18 protein-coding genes and 2 pseudogenes are annotated in these 19,270 nt (G+C 33.6%); 19 read left to right on the top strand and 1 reads right to left on the bottom strand.

Translation table 11 applies throughout. The annotated features are described in order from the left end of the window. Positions 1–2 precede the first annotated feature (2 nt). The 5 genes from A8L32_RS21465 to A8L32_RS23745 all read left to right on the top strand — a co-directional run bounded on the left by A8L32_RS21465 (position 3) and on the right by A8L32_RS23745 (position 4,418). Positions 3–1,085: a glycosyltransferase family 4 protein gene (locus A8L32_RS21465; RefSeq protein WP_075591516.1), complete on the top strand. Its 1,083-nt coding sequence runs from the start codon at positions 3–5 to the stop codon at positions 1,083–1,085. A gap of 2 nt (positions 1,086–1,087) precedes the next feature. After that, positions 1,088–1,645, top strand: coding sequence for a putative colanic acid biosynthesis acetyltransferase (locus tag A8L32_RS21460; RefSeq protein WP_075591515.1), 558 nt, complete (start codon positions 1,088–1,090; stop codon positions 1,643–1,645). A gap of 6 nt (positions 1,646–1,651) precedes the next feature. Next, positions 1,652–2,881 (top strand): WcaI family glycosyltransferase, encoded by a 1,230-nt coding sequence (locus A8L32_RS21455; protein WP_075591514.1) that lies wholly within the window; start codon positions 1,652–1,654, stop codon positions 2,879–2,881. 45 nt (positions 2,882–2,926) lie between these two features. Next, entirely contained in the window at positions 2,927–3,916 is a 990-nt protein-coding gene (locus A8L32_RS21450) for an NAD-dependent epimerase/dehydratase family protein (protein WP_075591513.1), read from the top strand. A 325-nt stretch (positions 3,917–4,241) separates the two neighbouring features. After that, on the top strand, positions 4,242–4,418 hold the full coding sequence (locus A8L32_RS23745; RefSeq protein ID WP_233145515.1) for a hypothetical protein: 177 nt from the start codon (positions 4,242–4,244) through the stop codon (positions 4,416–4,418). 20 nt (positions 4,419–4,438) lie between these two features. On the opposite strand, the pseudogene tnpA reads toward A8L32_RS23745, so the two are convergent. Continuing rightward, positions 4,439–4,771: pseudogene (gene tnpA, locus A8L32_RS23885) on the bottom strand (IS200/IS605 family transposase); the annotation flags it as partial. Between the two features lie 105 nt (positions 4,772–4,876). Here tnpA and A8L32_RS21440 point away from each other — a divergent pair. The 14 genes and pseudogenes from A8L32_RS21440 to A8L32_RS21375 all read left to right on the top strand — a co-directional run bounded on the left by A8L32_RS21440 (position 4,877) and on the right by A8L32_RS21375 (position 18,856). Next, complete coding sequence (locus A8L32_RS21440; RefSeq protein ID WP_143525192.1) at positions 4,877–5,203, top strand: hypothetical protein; 327 nt, start codon at positions 4,877–4,879, stop codon at positions 5,201–5,203. A 282-nt stretch (positions 5,204–5,485) separates the two neighbouring features. Further along, the gene (gmd, locus tag A8L32_RS21435) at positions 5,486–6,598 is read left to right on the top strand and encodes a GDP-mannose 4,6-dehydratase (protein ID WP_075591510.1); all 1,113 of its coding nucleotides are present in this window, start codon (positions 5,486–5,488) and stop codon (positions 6,596–6,598) included. A 78-nt stretch (positions 6,599–6,676) separates the two neighbouring features. After that, a pseudogene (locus A8L32_RS23880) lies at positions 6,677–7,045 on the top strand (GxxExxY protein). A 52-nt stretch (positions 7,046–7,097) separates the two neighbouring features. Continuing rightward, the gene (locus A8L32_RS21425) at positions 7,098–8,183 is read left to right on the top strand and encodes a GDP-L-fucose synthase family protein (protein WP_075591509.1); all 1,086 of its coding nucleotides are present in this window, start codon (positions 7,098–7,100) and stop codon (positions 8,181–8,183) included. Between the two features lie 16 nt (positions 8,184–8,199). Next, positions 8,200–9,078, top strand: coding sequence for a glucose-1-phosphate thymidylyltransferase RfbA (gene rfbA, locus A8L32_RS21420; protein ID WP_075591508.1), 879 nt, complete (start codon positions 8,200–8,202; stop codon positions 9,076–9,078). After that, the gene (rfbC, locus tag A8L32_RS21415; RefSeq protein ID WP_075591507.1) at positions 9,078–9,626 is read left to right on the top strand and encodes a dTDP-4-dehydrorhamnose 3,5-epimerase; all 549 of its coding nucleotides are present in this window, start codon (positions 9,078–9,080) and stop codon (positions 9,624–9,626) included. Before rfbA ends, rfbC begins: the two co-directional genes overlap by 1 nt. 9 nt (positions 9,627–9,635) lie before the next feature. Then, on the top strand, positions 9,636–10,646 hold the full coding sequence (gene rfbB / locus A8L32_RS21410; RefSeq protein WP_075591506.1) for a dTDP-glucose 4,6-dehydratase: 1,011 nt from the start codon (positions 9,636–9,638) through the stop codon (positions 10,644–10,646). A gap of 112 nt (positions 10,647–10,758) precedes the next feature. Continuing rightward, complete coding sequence (locus A8L32_RS21405; RefSeq protein WP_075591505.1) at positions 10,759–12,375, top strand: hypothetical protein; 1,617 nt, start codon at positions 10,759–10,761, stop codon at positions 12,373–12,375. Between the two features lie 87 nt (positions 12,376–12,462). Then, complete coding sequence (locus A8L32_RS21400) at positions 12,463–13,857, top strand: sugar transferase (RefSeq protein WP_075591504.1); 1,395 nt, start codon at positions 12,463–12,465, stop codon at positions 13,855–13,857. 22 nt (positions 13,858–13,879) lie between these two features. Then, entirely contained in the window at positions 13,880–14,674 is a 795-nt protein-coding gene (locus A8L32_RS21395; protein ID WP_158027275.1) for a DUF4296 domain-containing protein, read from the top strand. Beyond that, on the top strand, positions 14,671–15,228 hold the full coding sequence (locus A8L32_RS21390) for a hypothetical protein (protein ID WP_075591502.1): 558 nt from the start codon (positions 14,671–14,673) through the stop codon (positions 15,226–15,228). The genes A8L32_RS21395 and A8L32_RS21390 overlap by 4 nt, the downstream gene beginning before the upstream one ends. Before the next feature lie 61 nt (positions 15,229–15,289). Continuing rightward, positions 15,290–16,135, top strand: a complete 846-nt coding sequence (cysQ, locus tag A8L32_RS21385; protein WP_075591501.1) for a 3'(2'),5'-bisphosphate nucleotidase CysQ — start codon at positions 15,290–15,292, stop codon at positions 16,133–16,135. 183 nt (positions 16,136–16,318) lie between these two features. Then, a complete protein-coding gene (locus A8L32_RS21380) occupies positions 16,319–17,494 on the top strand; it encodes a phosphoglycerate kinase (RefSeq protein WP_075591500.1) in 1,176 nt (391 codons plus the stop codon). A 138-nt stretch (positions 17,495–17,632) separates the two neighbouring features. Further along, positions 17,633–18,856 (top strand): 3-deoxy-D-manno-octulosonic acid transferase, encoded by a 1,224-nt coding sequence (locus A8L32_RS21375; RefSeq protein WP_075591499.1) that lies wholly within the window; start codon positions 17,633–17,635, stop codon positions 18,854–18,856. The last annotated feature ends 414 nt before the right edge of the window (positions 18,857–19,270 follow it).

Below are 19,270 nucleotides of genomic sequence, written 5' to 3'. Positions count from 1 at the left end.
ATATGAAAGTACTTTTAATTGGACCAATGCCAAATCCAATAACGGGGGTGAGTTTAGCGAATAAGGTTGTAGTGGATTATTTATCTACTTTTCATGAGAATGTACGAATTGATTTCATTAATACAAACTTCAATATCGTAGAGGAGAAAGAAAAAATAGGTCGATTAAGTCTTAAAAAAGGCCTATTCTATTTTAGACTGTATAAATACGTTGGGAGGATAAGAAAATATGATAAAATTTATATTACTACAGGACAAACTTTTTTTGGGGTTCTTAAATATTTTATATTTTTTTTAATTGCAAAGTTTTATAGTAAAGAACTGATTGTACATATACATGGAAACCACGTCTGGAAAGAATACACTGAATTATTAGGATTGAAAAGAAAAATTTTCTTTAAGACTTTGTCAATGGCAGATAAAGGAATTGTGCTGTCTGAATCGTTAAGAAAAAATCTCTCTCCATTTATTCCGAATGATAAAATATTTGTTTTAAATAATTTCGTGGAGGATTATTTGATTTCCGAAAGTATTCGTAAAGAAAATAATAAATTAAACATTGTTTTTTTGAGTAATTTAATGAGAGAAAAAGGTATTCTTGATTTATTAGAAACTTTAATACTTTTAAAAAGTGAAGGAGTAGCTTTTAAAGCTAAAATAGCTGGAGGGATAGACGAAAGTATGCAAGATGTACTAGAAGATTATTTTATTAAACTAAAGGGATATGTAGAATATCAAAATGTAATTGTAGGTAATGAAAAAAAGAGTTTATTGAATTGGGGCAATGTGTTTGTTTTACCTACTAAATTTGATGAAGGTCAACCAATTTCAATACTTGAAGCGATGAGTACAGGTAATATTATATTAACAACAAAAAAAGGAGGAATTATTGATATCTTTGAAGAAGGGGTAAATGGTTTTTATATTAAAGAGAATTCGCCAAAATCAATTCTTAGCGCTCTTTTAAAGATTAATCATAATATTAAGAATTACGAATATATTTCTGTACATAATTTCAAGGAAGCTAAAAAGAAATATCGAGTTCAAAATTTTATAGATAATCTTCACAATATATTTCGAGAATAAAAATGCAAAAATTAGATAGTTTTGAAATTCCTGTTGGTTTTAGAGGGCGCTCTCCTTTTATTGTTCAATTCTGGTGGTTTGTGGATTTTTTCTTTTTTAAATTATCTCCTCAATTTTTATATGGATGGAGAAGATTTTTATTGCGATTATTTGGTGCCAAAATCGGAAAAGGTGTAATTATACGGCCTTCAGTAACGGTTACTTATCCATGGAAAATTAAAATTGGCGATTATAGCTGGATTGGCGATAATGTTGAACTCTATAGCTTAGGTGAAATACAAATAGGTAATAATGTTGTTATTTCTCAGAAATCATACCTTTGTGGCGGGTCACATGATTATGAAATGGAAGATTTTTCTATTTGGTCGAAGAAAATAATAGTTGAAGATGAATGTTGGTTGGCTACGGATGTTTATGTAGGTCCAGGAGTTAAGATAGGAAAGGGAACTGTTGTTGGTGCAAGAAGTAGTGTCTTTTCAAATTTACCGGCCAAAATGATATGTTTAGGTAGCCCTGCAAAAGTACTAAAAGAAAGATCAACGAAAAACAAAATCGTTTAACGTATAATGAATAAGAAAAAAATTACTGTAATAAGTATAAACTTTTACCCAGAAGAAACTTCCACTGGCTTATACACTTCTTTAATGGTACATCATTTAGCAAAGTATTTTGATGTTGATGTTATAACAGGTGTTCCATTTTATCCAGATTGGAAGATAAGTGATGATTATAAGAGCAAGCCAAAATATAATGTAGAGAAAAAGGATAATATGACTTTTTATCGCTACAAGCACTATGTACCGGATAACCCTACTTTTGTAAAACGGATAATTCAAATTATAGATTTTTTCTTTGGGAGTCTTTGGAATCTTAGGAAGGTAAAGAAATCTGATTTAATTATTAGTATTGTTCCTCCAACCAGTCAGGTAGTTCATGGTTTGTTGTTGAAAAAGAAGTGTAATTCTAAATTATGGGTTCATATACAGGATTTTGAATTTGATATGGCTATTGAGTCTGGTTTAGCAGGAGAACAGAAAGGGATTAAATCTAAAATTTTTGAGTTGTTGTTTTCGTTGGAATCAACTTTGCTTAATCGTGCTGATATTGTAAGCACAATAAGTTTTGGCATGCTGTCTAAACTAAAAGAAAAAACTAATTCAAAATCGTATTTTTTTCCAAATTGGGTGGATGAGTCTTTTATTGATCCTAATAAAGCTAAATCTCATGAGTATATGAGAAAAGGCGTTTTTAAGGTGCTTTATAGTGGCAATGTTGGAGCAAAACAAGATTGGGAGTATTTTATCAAGGTAGTTAAGTTTTTTAAAAATAATAAGGATATAGAGTTTATTGTAATAGGAGCTGGTGCAAAAAAAGACTGGTTGTTATCAGAATTGGAAAACTTGACAAATGTAAAACATTATAATCCGATTAAGTATGAAGAGTTACCAAATCTATTGTGTAATGCGGATCTTCACATTCTGTTTCAGAAGAATAATGTAGTTGATACTGTAATGCCGTCAAAACTTTTAGGTATGATGGCAAGTCAAATTCCTTCGCTTGTTACAGGAAATAAAGAATCTGAAATAGCTAAAGTTTTTGAGAAATCTAAGGGAGGATATTTTTTCGACTCAAATTGTTTTTCAGAAGTTACTGACGCAATCAGAGGCATGTCAAAGAATAAAGATATTTGTAAACAAATGGGTATTAATGCAAGGTCATATATTGTTAAGGAATTTTCGTCAAACGTAGTTTTACCTGCTTTTGTTGAGAAAGTAAATAGTGTAATTGATCAATAGTAAATCGGATAGTTTTAATAGTTAGATATTGTCAATAGTATTGTTATGAAAGTTTGTTTGCTTTTTGGAGGTTGTGGTTATATTGGTTCAAAAATTATAGAACGTTTATTAGATAAAGAATTATTTGAAAAAATTATTCAAATAGACATTAAAGATCCTACCATAATATTTAAGGATGTAGAATATATCAATGCAGATGTAAGAGAATCTTTGCTTGATATAAAATTACCTCTTAATATAGATAAAGGTGGGAGTTGGATATTTAACCTTGCTGCTATTCACAGAGAGCCAGGTCATGAACAAAAAGAGTATTTTGACACAAACATCAATGGAGCAAAGAATGTAATTAGATTTGCAGAGGCAAAAGGACTTAAAAATATTTTCTTTACAAGCAGTATTGCTCCATATGGTAGATCAATTGAGCCAAGGACTGAGGAATCAATGTTATATTCGGAAACTCCATATGGGATATCCAAAGGATATGCAGAATTAATTCATGAACTATGGCAGAAAAATGATGAAGAGAACCGTCTCGTGATTTGTCGCCCGTGTGTAATCTATGGTCCTGGCGATCCTGGAAATGTTTTAAGGATGATTAGAGGAATTAAGGCAGGAACATTTTTTTTCCCTGGCAGTTCAGATATAATTAAAGGGTATGGATATGTTTATGGCCTGATTGATAGTATAGAATTTACTTGTTTTGAAAAAGAGAACTCAATAATTCTATATAACTATGCTGAAAATCCAGTTTTACCTATGAAAGAATTAGGATTGATAATAAGGAAAATATTTAATATTAAAAGAGGAATTCCTTCGATACCGATTCCTTTTCTGGTTTTTCTGGCTTTTATCATTCAAATAGTTGGTAAACCTTTAGGTAAGTTTGCTTCGGTTCATCCTGTAAGAGTTAAGAAAGCAGGATTTCCAACTAATATAAAACCTGAGTTTCTTATAAAAAATGGCTTTAAATTTAAATATGGCTTTGAGGAGTCATTAAAGCATTGGATGAGTATTGCACCGGAAGATTTTAAATAGTTTTGTTTTGTGAATATATTGAGAAGGTTACTAATAACATTATTTATTGGGCAATATTACAGCTTCAGGATCAAATAAAGTTGGAATAGAAGGGAAGGCTACTAACGCTGCAGTAGCTCATATGGGTTTGTGGGATATTGGGTTAAATTCTAATGGTGGATTATTAGTTTGTATTATCAAACACCATTTGCGGATGGGGCGAGTATGCGAATTAATAGAATGAGAAATAAAGATCATGTCATTGGTTTTTTAACAAAAAGAGGAGATTGTAAAAAAAAATGCTGGTATTTAATAAGAGTGGATAAAAACGGATTGGCAAAGCGGAATGGGGACGGCCGATACATGGGATCTTGAAGAGGAGCATTATATAGTTGAAAGTCGTATTGCGGATATAGATGAATACATGTTAAACCGATTTGGAACTGAAACTGATGGGTGGGGAATAGATGTATTGCAAGAATTTGTAAAAAATCCACACCCAAAGGATGTGGCCTTGAGATAACCCTTAAAAGGGTCTACACAGTCCCCCTTCGACCAGAAAAGATTACCCCAATAAGGTAGTTGCTTTAAGTACTTAAATTTATTAAAAACGCGAATTGCAGTTCTCCCTTTCAGAACTCCCATCAAATCCGATATGGATACCTTCGGGGGCACTTGAAGCAACAAATGCACATGATCAACTTGCACATTCATCTCGATTATTTCACAACCTTTCTGATCTGAAAACATTCGGAAGCAATGTTCTACTTCTGTTTTTATTTCTCCTTTTAAAACTCTATATCTATATTTAGGCGTCCATACAATGTGATAACAACAATGCCACATTGTATGAGATAACTTTTTAAATCGGCTCATTTGCTTTTCTTTCTTTGGTTGTGGGACAACTTTTGAAAGATAGCAAGGTGCCGAATTTAAGGCAAACCCGCAGAGCGACTCTGACCACGTTCAGAGAACGTGGGTTTGCATGATGTACTAAAGGATAAATTGAATTATGGATATGATTTCAGAGGAAGAGATACGTATATGAATAATGGTTTGTACCCTGTTGGTTCGACACATAAAGGTTTAATGATGGGGACACCTCTATTTCATACTGTTGAGCAAGCAGATGTTTATTCAAAAAGTTATGGTTTTAATAACTTTTGGTCTGTTGTAAATAATAGAGTTGAAGGTTTTTATTTGGGTATTGAAGGTTGTGTTAATGAGAAATTATCTTATGCAGTAAAGTGTACTACAACAATAAATAAAGGATCGTATCAAGAACAATATATAAACATTTATAGTTAGGAAGAGGTTTCGAATTATTTTTACAATGATGGAAAAAAGCAATTTTTTAATTAATGTTGAAATTATATGGCATAAGGAATTAATGAACCTTCCAGTTAGATTTAAAGGTGTGTTTGGATATGACTTTGGGGACTTATATGTATCAAAGGGTGTTCAATTGGGGATTACTTATTCAGTTAAATAATTTTTTAGAATTAATAGTCACAATATTACCTGTTGAATTAATTGTTCTCTGTGGAATAGGTGGCATTTATAACTAGACAGATTTTTTATAAAAGATAAATGAAAAAAGCACTTATAACCGGTATAACCGGCCAGGACGGCGCATACCTTGCGGAGTTCTTATTAAAAAAAGGATATGAAGTACATGGTCTAAAGAGAAGGTCATCATTATTTAATACTGATCGTATTGATCATTTGTATCAGGATCCGCATTTGGAGAATCGTAATTTAGTATTGCATTATGGTGATTTAACGGACTCAACAAACTTGATTAGAATTATACAAGAAGTGCAGCCAGATGAAATTTATAATTTGGCAGCAATGAGTCATGTAGCTGTGAGTTTTGATACGCCAGAGTATACAGCCAATGCGGATGGAATAGGAACCTTAAGGATTTTAGAAGCCATTCGTATTTTAGGGTTAGAGAAAAAGACCAGAATATACCAGGCTTCTACTTCAGAATTATATGGTTTGGTACAACAGGTTCCTCAATCAGAAAAAACACCATTCTATCCGCGTAGCCCTTATGCAGTAGCTAAGATGTATGCCTACTGGATTACGGTAAACTATCGCGAGGCTTATAATATGTATGCATGTAATGGTATCTTATTTAACCATGAGAGTCCATTGCGAGGAGAGACCTTTGTAACACGAAAAATTACCAGAGCGGTTTCTAAAATTGGATTAGGGATGCAAGATTGTTTGTATCTAGGTAATATGGATGCCAAACGTGATTGGGGACATGCTAAAGACTACATTAAAGCCATGTGGTTAATTTTACAGCAAGATAAACCAGAGGATTTTGTGATAGCCACCGGTGTTACAACAAAAGTACGCGATTTTGTTAAGATGGCTTTTGGAGAAGTTGGCATTGAACTGGAATTTAAAGGTGAAGCAGAGAATGAAATAGGTATTGTATCTAAATGTAATAAATCTGAGTTTCAGGTGGAAATAGGTAAAGAAGTCGTCAAAGTAGACCCTGCCTATTATCGCCCAACTGAAGTAGAATTATTAATTGGAGATCCAACAAAATCTAATGAAAAATTAGGGTGGAAGCCAGAATATGATTTGGCAGCATTAGTTAAAGATATGATGCAATCCGATGTTAAATTAATGCAGAAGGATAAATATTTGAAGGATGGTGGATATCAAACACTAAATTATTTCGAATAAAACATTAGCGAATAGTGCGAATTGAATGATCACGAATTAGTTGGCTCTGATGATATGTGGCTGAGATAATTTATAAGGTTGAAAGTTATTGGAGCCTGTTTTAATGTGCATTTTCAATTAGAACCAGGTTTTATTGAGGCAGTATATCAAGAAGGTTTGGAAATAGAATTCAATAAAATAGATTTACCATTTGAGCGGTAAAAGAGGTTGAGAATTTATTATGATGGTAAACCATTGAGCAAATACTATATTGTGGATTTTGTTTGTTTTGATAAGATTGTCCTTGAAATAAAAGCTGTCGGTAGTTTTTATAAAAATCAACATCCGCAAACGGGGAATTATCTTCGAGCGATTAATTACAAGTTAGGTTTGTTAGTAAATTTTGGTACACCTTCGCTAACACATAAGAGAATACTTAATTCATCATATTCAAATCAATTCGAGTAATAGTAAATTGTAATTTGACAATTGGTATTAACTTAGAATAATTAGCAAGTATATGAAATATACAAGTAAGATATACATAGCAGGGCACAAAGGTCTTGTTGGATCTGCGCTGTGGAAAACATTGTCGAACAAAGGTTATACTAACCTGATTGGCCGTACTATTGAAGAACTTAACTTAATGGATGCTGAAGCAGTGGATCAGTTCTTCTCTGATGAACAACCAGAATATGTGATTTTAGCAGCTGCAAAGGTGGGAGGTATTATTGCTAATAATACTTATCGAGGGCAGTTTATCTATGAGAACCTGATGATTCAGAACAATGTGATTCATGCGGCTTACAAACATGAAGTGAAGAAATTGTTATTCTTAGGATCGACTTGTATTTACCCTAAGGACGCTCCACAACCAATGTCAGAAGATTGTTTGTTGACTTCTCCATTGGAATATACCAACGAACCATATGCTATTGCAAAAATTGCAGGAATTAAAATGTGTGAATCATACAATATTCAGTATGATACTAACTTTATTTCAGTGATGCCAACAAATTTATATGGACCTAACGATAATTTTGATTTAGAGAAGTCACATGTTTTGCCAGCATTAGTGCGCAAAAACCATTTAGGTAAATGCTTAGAAGACGATGATTGGAGCAGCATCAAAGAGGACTTAAACAGGAATCCTATTGAAGGAGTGGATGGTTCAAATTCAAAAAAAGAGGAGATACTAGCTATTTTTAATAAATATGGAATAAAGAAAGGATTAGGTAAGGTTCAAATTGAGATTTGGGGAACAGGTTTACCGATGCGAGAATTTCTTTGGTCAGAGGATATGGCTGCTGCTTGCGTTTATACTATGGAGAAAGTGGACTTTGAGGATACATACTCGAATCCCCAGAATATAAGAAATACGCATATCAATATTGGTACGGGTAAGGAAGTTTCAATCAGAGAATTGGCAGAGATTATTAAAGAAAAAGTAGGTTTTAAAGGGGAGTTGTTTTTTAACACGGAAAAGCCTGATGGTACAATGCGTAAACTTACTGACCCAACAAAGGTTCATGATTTAGGATGGCATCATGAAATAGAAATTGAGGAAGGAATTGAGAAAATGTATAATTGGTATCTGTCGAAATAGAAAAACTTAAATAACCATGAAAGGCATCATCTTAGCAGGAGGATCGGGTACTCGTTTACATCCTATTACACTAGCAACATCAAAACAGTTACTTCCTGTTTATGATAAACCGATGATTTATTATCCATTGTCGGTATTGATGCTTGCAGGTATTAAAGAAATTTTAATTATAACAACATCTGAAGATCAAACAGGTTTTATACGTTTGTTAGGTGACGGCTCTCAATGGGGAATCAAATTAGAGTATCTAGTTCAACCATCTCCTGATGGTTTGGCACAAGCTTTTATTTTAGGAGATGATTTTATTGGAGAAGAGGATGTTTGTTTGGTGCTTGGTGATAACATATTTTACGGACAAGGTTTTGTTGATTTATTGACTAACGCTGTAACAAAAGTTTCTGAGGAAAATAAAGCTGCTGTATTTGGGTACTGGGTTAATGATCCTGAACGTTATGGGGTATGTACCTTTAATGAAGAAGGTTCAGTTACTTCAATAGAGGAAAAACCAGAGGATCCAAAGTCGAATTATGCAGTGGTAGGCTTGTATTTTTATCCAAATGATGTCATAAAGGTAGCTCAAAATATTAAACCTAGTGAAAGAGGTGAGTTAGAGATCACAACGGTAAATCAGGAATATTTGAATGAAGATAGACTTAAAGTGGAGTTGATGGGAAGAGGTTTTGCTTGGTTGGATACTGGCACACATGAATCTTTATTGGAAGCAAGTCATTTTATTGAGACGCTTGAGAAAAGGATTGGTCTCAAGATTGCATGCCCAGAGGAGATTGCCTTTAATAAAGATTGGATTTCAAAAGAACAGTTAGTTCAACAAGCTAAGCGTTTACAAAAAAACCAATACGGACAGTATTTATTATCCTTACTTAAAAGAAAATAGTGCGATTTATAGAAACAGAGTTGCAAGGCTGTTACATTATAGAGCCTAAGGTGTTTGGTGATACTCGTGGATATTTCTTCGAGTCTTTTAATCAACAAGAATTTGAGGAAAAAATAGGAAAGATTGCTTTTGTACAGGATAATGAGTCTCTTTCTAACCAAGGAGTCCTTAGAGGGTTGCATTTTCAGAGACCACCCTATACACAAGCAAAAATTGTACGCTGCATTATTGGAAAAGTCTTAGATGTGGCTGTTGACCTAAGAAAGGATAGCCCTACATATGGTAAGCACGTTTCAGTAGAACTATCGGGTGAAAATAAAAAACAATTCTTTGTGCCTAGAGGTTTCGCACATGGGTTTGTTGTATTAAGTAAGTCAGCCATTTTCTCCTACAAGGTGGATAATTGGTATGCTCCAGAACATGATTCTGGAATTGCCTGGGATGATTCAGAATTAGGAATTGATTGGAAGATTGATCTTCAGTCAATATTTTTGTCAGAAAAAGATAAAGAATTAAAGAAATTATCAGAAACAGAGATTCCTTTTTAAGTTAAGTTTATGAGAAAATCTATTCTAATCACTGGAGGCGCTGGGTTTATTGGAGCAAATTTTGTCCCATACTTTGTGCAAAAGTACCCAAACTATAATATCATCAATTTAGATAAGTTAACCTACGCAGGTGATTTGTCTAATTTAATAGAAGTTATAGATTCAGATAATTATGAATTTGTAAAAGGTGATATTTGCAATAGAGAAATGATAGAATATTTATTTTCTAAATATGATATTCGTGGAGTGATTCATTTTGCAGCAGAAAGCCATGTGGATAATTCTATCAGTGGCCCTGAAGTTTTTATTCAAACCAATGTAAATGGAACTTTTACTTTGTTAGATGTCGCTCGTAATTATTGGATGGATTCACCTTTTATATATAAGGAAGGATATGAAGACTGTCGCTTTCATCATATATCAACGGATGAAGTTTATGGAACTCTAGGTGAAACGGGTTTGTTTAGAGAAGATACGCCCTATGCACCCAATAGCCCATATTCGTCCTCAAAGGCGAGTTCAGATTTGTTGGTTAGGGCGTATTTTCATACCTATGGTATGGATGTTACAACCAGTAATTGTAGCAATAATTATGGACCTAAGCAGCATAAGGAAAAATTAATTCCCATTATTATTAGGAAAGCTTTAAATGGTGAGGATATTCCTATTTATGGTGATGGGAAAAATATTAGAGATTGGTTATATGTATTGGATCATTGCACAGGTATAGATTTAGTTTACCATAAAGGAAGATCAGGCGAAACGTATAATATAGGTGGAAGAAACGAACGGGATAACCTGTTTATTGTAAATCATATTTGTACTATTCTGGATAAAAAAGTTCCATTGTCCAATGATAAAAGTTATGATGAATTAATCACTTTCGTTAAGGATAGAGCAGGTCATGATAGAAGGTATGCTATTGATGCTACAAAAATTGAGACAGAATTAGGATGGAAAGCGGATGAAAACTTTGAAACAGGGATAGAAAAAACCATAGATTGGTATTTGAAACAATAAAGTAATTTAAATCATAAGAGAAAAGGTTTGCCATTTATAATGAGCAAACCTTTTTTACGTTATGTAGTTGGCAATAGCTATCTTTGTAAGCTATAAAATTATAGAGTTAATTATGATCCGATATATAAAGATAGTTATATTATTTATTTTACCCATAGGTGTTTTTGGGCAACTTACGATTGATGCTAAGCTTGAATCTATAGTATTAACTTCTTCAAATAGTAAATTACAGCCCTTGTATCAATACTCTAATCAATGGGGGATAGCTTCGCCGTTTGAGCAGTCTCAATTATTATTCTTAGCTGGAGCAAATAGTAAATTAGTAGATAAAAAAAACTTTAATTTATCAGTTGGTTTTGCAGGATTAATTAAGGATGACATAGGAGAGAGTATAGTGCATGAAGCTTATGTTTCTGGTAGAGCTTTTAAAACAATTGATTTTAATATAGGTAAGAAAGCCTATTCTCCCATTTCAATTAACGACCAATTGACCTCAGGAGGATTTATGATGAATAGTAATGCTCGGCCAATACCAAAGGCAGTGATAGGTATATTTGATTATATACCTGTTGGATTTTTAAGGAATAATTTCGAAGTAAAAGGAGGATTATCACAAGGGATTCTTAACGAAGATAGAAAATTTGAAGGCAAGACAAATACGGCAGATAATGTATTAGTTCATGAGAAGTGGGCTTATCTAAAATGGTCTAAATATAGAATAAAGCCTTATGTTGGTCTATATCATGGTGCCTTATTTGGAGGAACAAGACCAGATGGAACAAAAGTACCTATTGATTTCTGGGCTACATTTACAGCATCAGGATCTACAGCTATAGGAGGAGGAGATGTGACGAATGCTGCAGGTGCACATGATGGTTTTTGGGATTTTGGTTTTAATTACGAGCATGCTATTGGTAATTTTCACTTTTATATACAAAAACCATTTGCAGATGGAAGTGGTTTGTTTCTTAATCATTTAAGAAATCATGATTATAAAATAGGTGTTTATGCTGAATTAAATGATATAGATTGGCTAAAAAATGTATCTATAGAATTAATAAAAACAGATTATCAGTCAGGACCTGGTTGGACAGATCCTGTATACCCTCCAGGAAAAGGGGAAGGTTATATTTGGTTAGATGAGGTAGATGATTATGACGCTTTTATGAAAGATGTTTTTGAAGAAGAAACAGAAGGATGGACTAGTTCAGATGTTATGAAATACATGGAAGTGAATATGAATCAAGGTCATAAATTTGGAGGGCGTGACAATTATAATAATAATGGATTCTATTATAAAGCATGGTCTTATAATAATATAGGTATGGGACTTCCTTTGTATCAAACCTATTACCAAGCTAGAGTTTTTGCTCCAGACTGGCAATCTCACAATTCAGGTATCTTTGTAAATAACCGGGTAAAAGGTTTTCATTTAGGGCTCAACGGTTCCCTCTTTGACTATTTTAATTATTTATTTAAATCAACATATAGTTACAATAAAGGATCATATTACGAGAAATATGTAAGCGCTTATAGCTGGGAAGAAGAACCTGAATTTTATTATGAGAATGGCAAAAATCAAACCTACACATACCTCGGTATATCTTATCAAAATAAAAAATGGAAGGATTTATCTTTTCAAACATCTGCATCTTATGACTTTGGACAATTGTATCATTCTTTTGGTTTTAGTTTAGGAGTTAGTTATCGTCCCTCTATTGGGTTTTAGGAATACTTTTTGTTTACGAAAGTCATGTTTATAAAATCATCCATTTTTTTATCTTTGTAGAAACAACATTACGCAAAATATCATTGCATGCTTAAAGAAAAAGAAAACGTTGTAAATACATTTTTAGCGTTTGTAGAGGTCTCAATTGCTTGGCTCTCTTTTAATTTATCATTGTTTCTTTATTTCGGGCACTTTTCGTTCCTGAGGTATAAGGATTCAATTATACTTCATTTAATTATTGGCTTTGTATGGTTTACTTTAGGTAAATACTTTCGATTGAGTCAACTGCATCGTTCGCGTCCGTATTCTGCTATTCTGTTTAACTGTGTTGCTTTAGTATTGTCAGGTACTGCATTATTAGGGCTGGCTGTTTTAGTATTTGATTTATATTATATTGGTTTTGATCCGTTAATCTATTTTGGTTTTATCAATCTAATTTTAATGTTTGCTTTTAAAGTGGCCATTTATTCTTCCTTTAAAAGAGCGAGGGCACATGGAAAGAATACTAGAGCAATAATCATCATAGGTGATTATACCGCAACTCCTTTTATAGAACAGGTACTTAAATATAAGGAATGGGGGTATAAAATTGTTTCTATTATTGGTAATGGTGATTTAAGTGAAATGTATGGAAAGCTAATACCTGTTTTACCTTTAGATACAGATATTGCCAAATTATTAGAGAGTAAAACTATTGATGAAGTTATTTTTATCAAAGATAAAATGATTGTTGAGGAAGTTGAAGAAGTAACAAACGCTTGCTCTGAGGTAGGTGTAATTTTTAGAATGTATTCACCCTTCTTTAATAAGTTAAAAAGTAAAGCTCATATTCATCATTATAATACCATGCCGCTTTTAACCATTGCAAATACGCCTACGGATTATTTAGCGATGCGAGCAAAGGTTGTTTTTGATTTTATTTTTTCTTTTCTAGTTATTGTATTGGCATCGCCTGTATTTGTTTTTATTTCACTCTTAATAAAACTGACAGATAATGGCCCTGTGTTTTTTAAGCAAAAAAGAGTTGGTCTAAGGGGACGACGATTTTACGCTTTTAAATTTAGAACTATGGTTGTGAATGCAGAAGAATTAAAGGCGAAGTTGATGGAAGATAACGAGATGGATGGTCCTGTATTTAAAATGAAAAAAGATCCTAGGATTACCAAAATTGGTAGTTTTTTAAGGAAGACCAGCTTAGATGAATTACCTCAGTTTTTTAATGTGCTAATGGGGGATATGTCTGTTGTAGGACCTCGCCCTCCAGTACCACAAGAGGTTAAAGAGTACGAGCGTTGGCAATTACGTAGACTATCAATGAAACCGGGTATTACTTGTACCTGGCAAGTGTCTGGTAGAAATGACATTCCTTTTGAAGAGTGGATGAAAATGGATTTAGACTATATTGATAACTGGTCTTTGAAGCTAGATTTTGTTATTTTTCTTAAGACCATTCGTACTATGATTAAAGCAGATGGACATTAATATGAACTATAATTATCCTCCAATGATAAGTAGAGTATTGCAGTTGTTGTTAGTCATCGTATTGATATCAGCTTGTAGTAAATTTAATGTTCCAGAAGGATTTCCTGAGCAAAAAGAGTTTGCTGAGATCTTAGCAGAGGTTCATTTTGCTGAAGCTACTATCAATCAATTAAAAATTAAGAATAGAAGTGCTGATTCAACAGCCAATAGCTACTATCACGATGTGTTAAATAATTACAAGCTCACACAGGAGAAGTTTGATACTATTGTAAGCTGGTACCTTACCCAACCTGAGCTGTATCAAAAGGTATATCAGGATGCTATTGTTATCTTGACCAAAAAGGAAGCTCAATGGGAAAGAGAGGTTAAAGAGATTGAAGAGGAAAAAGAACGGATAAGAAAAGAAAAGTTGGCCCGAAATGTTTGGCAGTATAAGAAGAATTACTTTATCAGCAGCCGAGATACGTTTGATAGGAGAGTTCCTTTTGAGATAAAGGTAGATACAATAGAAAAAAATAATGGTTTCTTGATGACCGCCAATTATCAATTCCTTAAAGGAAATCAGGTAAAAAAGCCAGTGCTTGAATTGGTTGCTATGTACGAGGATAGTGTTTTGGATACGATTACTTACAGGCTACCTAATACACATATAAGTACGAAGGTAAATATTGAGGTTGGTAAGGATTCTACACTTAGGATTCTCGAATTATATGGCTTATTGATAAAGCATGACACGCTGGAAGAAGTTAGAGCGCGTATTAAAGGGATTGAATTTGAATATATTCCTGTGCCAGATAGTATTAAACCAATTGAATGAGAAAAATAGCTGCTCATTATTGGCTTAGGCCAGATGCTTCGGTGGGTAGGTTTCCTATTGTTACTTTTGATGATAGAGGTAGAATTATTGAAATTAGAGAAAGGGATTATTTTAAGGAAGAACCTTCCTTAGAGCTAGTGAATGGTTTTCTGGTGCCAGGCTTTGTTGATATTTGTAATGTAGATACTTTATCTTTAAATAATTCACTAATAAAGAAAATCCTCAGTACTTATTTAATAAATGGAGTGAAACTTCTAGGAGTAAGTCAAAGTCAGTTTGGTATGATTAATGAATGTTCTCCTAAGCAATTGAATATTGTTTCTACTTATATGAATGGAGATAGAGACTACAATACTTTTAGTAAGATAAAGGCGGCTAATGATGCTATTGAGGCATTAAGATGTTTCACTTCAGAAAATGCTCAGTTACTTAATGTGCAGGAAACATTTGGGTCACTCGAAGTAGGTAAGAGCCCAGGCTTGTTATCTATACAAGGAATGGATTACACTAACTTTCAGTTATCTGATAAAAGTAAATTAAAGATAGTGTTGTAATGATGCAGGTATGCTACAGAATATACTGTGGATCAATATGAAGAACTAATAAACTTATTATATGAATGATTTATTAAAAATAGCCATTGATGCTGCTGTTGATGCAGGTAAGGCTATCATGGATATTTATAGAACTGGAGATTTTGGAGTAGAGAAGAAAGCAGATAACTCACCTTTGACACTTGCGGATAAAGCTGCGCACGAAATCATTGAGCAATATTTAGTAAAAACCAAAATACCTGTTCTTAGTGAGGAAGGGGCTCATGAAGATTATGAGAAAAGAAAACAATGGAATCAACTATGGATTGTTGACCCGCTGGATGGAACTAAAGAGTTTGTAAAAAAGACCGGTGAGTTTACGGTAAATATTGCTTTAATTGAGGATAATTATCCAATTACTGGAGTCGTTTTTGTACCTGCTACGAGGACGTTATATTATGCGAGTAAGGAATATGGGGCTTTTAAAGCTATTCTTCAAGACGATTGGGAAGAGCATACTTCTGTTGAAATAAAAAATGAGCAAAAGTTACCCGCAGGAAAGAAAAATAAGTCGCTTAAAATAGTTGCTAGCGTTAGTCACCTCTCTAAGGAAACGGAACAGTTTGCTGAAATGCTAAAAGGTAAATACGGAGAATCTGAGTTTTTATCTGTGGGTAGTTCTATTAAAATTTGTAAGGTGGCAGAAGGTACAGCGGATATCTATCCACGCCTTGGACCAACCATGGAATGGGATACAGCAGCAGGTCAGGCAGTAGCAGAAGCAGCAGGTGCTCAATTTATTAATTGGGAGACTAAAGAGAGGTTTGATTATAATAGACCAGAACTATTAAACAAGTGGTTTGTGGTGGCAGGCAATAAAATTGAGGAGGACGAATTAGTTCAATTAATTAATGATTTTAAAGCGTAACACTTAATAAAGGTTAATTCCTTTTTATGCTGTTATATAACAAGGTACTTCATCTTTAGTATCCATATATAATTTATATATTTGCAGCTCAATTTTAGAGTATAAAATTGAAAGAGTCCTTCAGGAAGTACTTGCAAGGACTAAAAAGTGTATTTTTTTTAAAAACCATATAATTTTATTGACATGCCTGCAATTGATACTTACAATTTCTCAGGAAAAAAGGCGATTATCCGCGTAGATTTTAACGTGCCTTTAAACGATCAATTCGAGATTACAGATGATACTCGTATTGTAGCTGCACTACCTACTATTAAAAAAGTGCTTGCTGACGGTGGAGCTGTAATTTTAATGTCTCACCTAGGTCGTCCTAAAGGTGAAGTTCAAGAAAAATTTTCATTAAAGCACGTAGTGGCACATTTATCAGCCAAGTTAGGTGTTGATGTAAAAATGGCTCCTGATTGTGTTGGAGCTGAGGTTAAAGCAATGGCTGATGACCTTAAAATGGGAGAAGTAATGTTATTAGAAAACTTACGTTTCCATAACGAAGAAACTAAAGGAGATGAGGCTTTCTCTGAGCAATTAGCAGAGTTAGCTGATGTATATGTGAATGATGCCTTTGGTACTGCTCACCGTGCACATGCTTCTACTACTATTATCGCTAAGTATGCTAAAGAAAAAATGGCTGGTTTCTTATTAGACAAAGAAATCAAATTTTTAGGTGGTGCTGTTGCTAGTCCAGTTAGACCATTTGTAGCTATTGTTGGTGGTGCAAAAGTTTCTGGTAAATTAGAGGTGCTTAAATCGTTAATCGAAAAAGTAGATACTATCCTTATTGGTGGTGGTATGGCTTATACTTTCCTTAAGGCTCAAGGTCACGGAATTGGTGGTTCTTTAGTAGAGGATGATTTAATTGATACTGCAAAAGAAATTTTAGTTCAAGCTGAAGCTAAAGGAGTTAAATTCATGTTGCCAACAGATAACTTAGCAGCTGACAAATTTGCTGATGATGCAGATATTCAAGTTGTAGGAGTTGAAATTCCAGAAGGAAGAATGGCACTTGATGTAGGTCCTGACACAGTGAAGGCATATTCTGCTGAAATTGCCAGTGCTAAAACTATCGTTTGGAACGGACCAATGGGATGTTTCGAAATGCCTAACTTCTCAAAAGGAACATTTGGTGTTTGTGAAGCGGTAGCTGCTTCTGACTCTATCTCTATTATTGGAGGAGGAGATTCAGTTTCTGCGGTTAACAAAAGTGGATTAGCTGATAAAATGAGCCACATCTCAACTGGAGGTGGTGCTTCTTTAGAGTACTTAGAAGGTAAAGTATTACCTGGAGTACAAGCTGTAACTGAGTAATTAGTTTAAACTAATATATTTAGCCCGTAAGATTTTATCTTACGGGCTTTTTTATGCTCAGATAAAAATAAATTAAGACGATCGTCGAAGAGATAAGCGCTATAATATATCTTTGCAAAAAAATAAAGGAAGAATAAGATGACTATTTTATATTCTATTGGGATGCTACTTTTTAGTGCACTAATTCGTATCGTAGCCTTGTTTAATGATAAAGTAAAAAAGCTGGTTGAAGGTAGGAAGAAAACTATGACTAGGTTAAAGTCACTAAGTTTTAAAGGGAGACCAATTTGGGTTCATTGTGCTTCGTTAGGTGAATTTGAGCAGGGGAGGCCAGTTATTGAAGCGATCAAAAAGAAGAATCCAAAACAACCAGTAGTGTTAACTTTCTTCTCACCTTCGGGTTATGAAGTACAACATGATTATGAATTGGCTGATGAAGTGTTGTATTTGCCTTCTGATAGACCTGGTAATGTAAAAAAGTTTATCAAAGCAATCAATCCTAAGGAGGTCATCTTTGTCAAATACGAATTCTGGTATCACTTCCTAAAACAGTTGAATAAATTAGGGATTAATACTTATATCGTTTCTGCTATATTCCGACCGCAACATGCATTTTTTAAATGGTACGGAGGATGGTATAAAAAGATGTTGGGGTTCTTTACACAATTGTATGTGCAAGATGAAGAGTCAGGTGACTTGTTACAGAGTATAGGTGTAAAAAACTTTCAGGTTGCTGGTGATACTCGTTTTGACCGAGTTTATGAAATTTCTCAAAATTCGAAAAAATATCCAGAACTTGCTGAATTCTGTCAAGGATGCAAAGTGTTGGTTGGTGGCAGTACATGGCCTGCTGGCGAAAAATTAATAGCTAATTATTTTAAAATTAACTCAGATTTTAAGTTGCTACTAGCACCTCACGAAATACATGAAGAACATATTGCTCAAATTGAGGAATTATTTTCGGAGTTTACGTGCGCTCGGTATACTCAACTAGATAAGGCTCACTTTAACGATATTCAGGTTTTAATTGTAGATACGATGGGAATGCTTTCGTCCATGTATCGTTACGGAGATATAGCCTATATAGGAGGTGGATTTGGAAGTGGAATTCATAATACGATTGAAGCATCCACTTTTGGTTTGCCTGTCGTTATTGGCCCTAATTATAAAAAATACCAAGAGGCTTGCGATTTGATATTAATAGGAGCTGGGTATAGCGTGAATAATGATGCAGAATTCAAATCTGTTATGGATGGGTTACTTAATGATGGAGAAAAGTTATCAAATGCCTCTAAAGCTTCTGTTAATTATGTGAATAAAATGCGTGGAGCAACGGAAATTATCGTAAAAGAACTCTTTTAGTAGTGTTAGCTTTAAAGATGAGTATTCTTTGGTAATGATTGGTGTGCACCGTGTTTATTGGTGTTTGAGTAATTCTGTATACTTTTTAATGATAATTGTTTGAATTAGAGACGCATCTCTTCCTAATATTGGATAAAGATTTCTTTTATGTGGAATTTATCCAATAATTGTTTTCTGATTTTGTAAATTTGCACTATACATCTTCGTTTTGAGCTTTCCAATCAATGGACTAGTTTTTCATCAAATTGTTAATAAAAAAATCTTTTTGGACAACTTTTCACTTTTTTGAAAATTATAAAAAGCTGAATGCTAGTTAATAATGGTTTTGTTTTGGACAACTTTCTGCATTGTTCAAAAGTATTCCTTGTCTTAAAAGTTTCTCTTTCCTAATTTTACCTTCAGCAAATAAACAAA

The organism is Labilibacter marinus (assembly GCF_001659685.2).
Taxonomy (GTDB): Bacteria; Bacteroidota; Bacteroidia; order Bacteroidales; family Marinilabiliaceae; genus Saccharicrinis; species Saccharicrinis marinus.
This window is presented reverse-complemented; position numbering and strand designations above follow the sequence as displayed.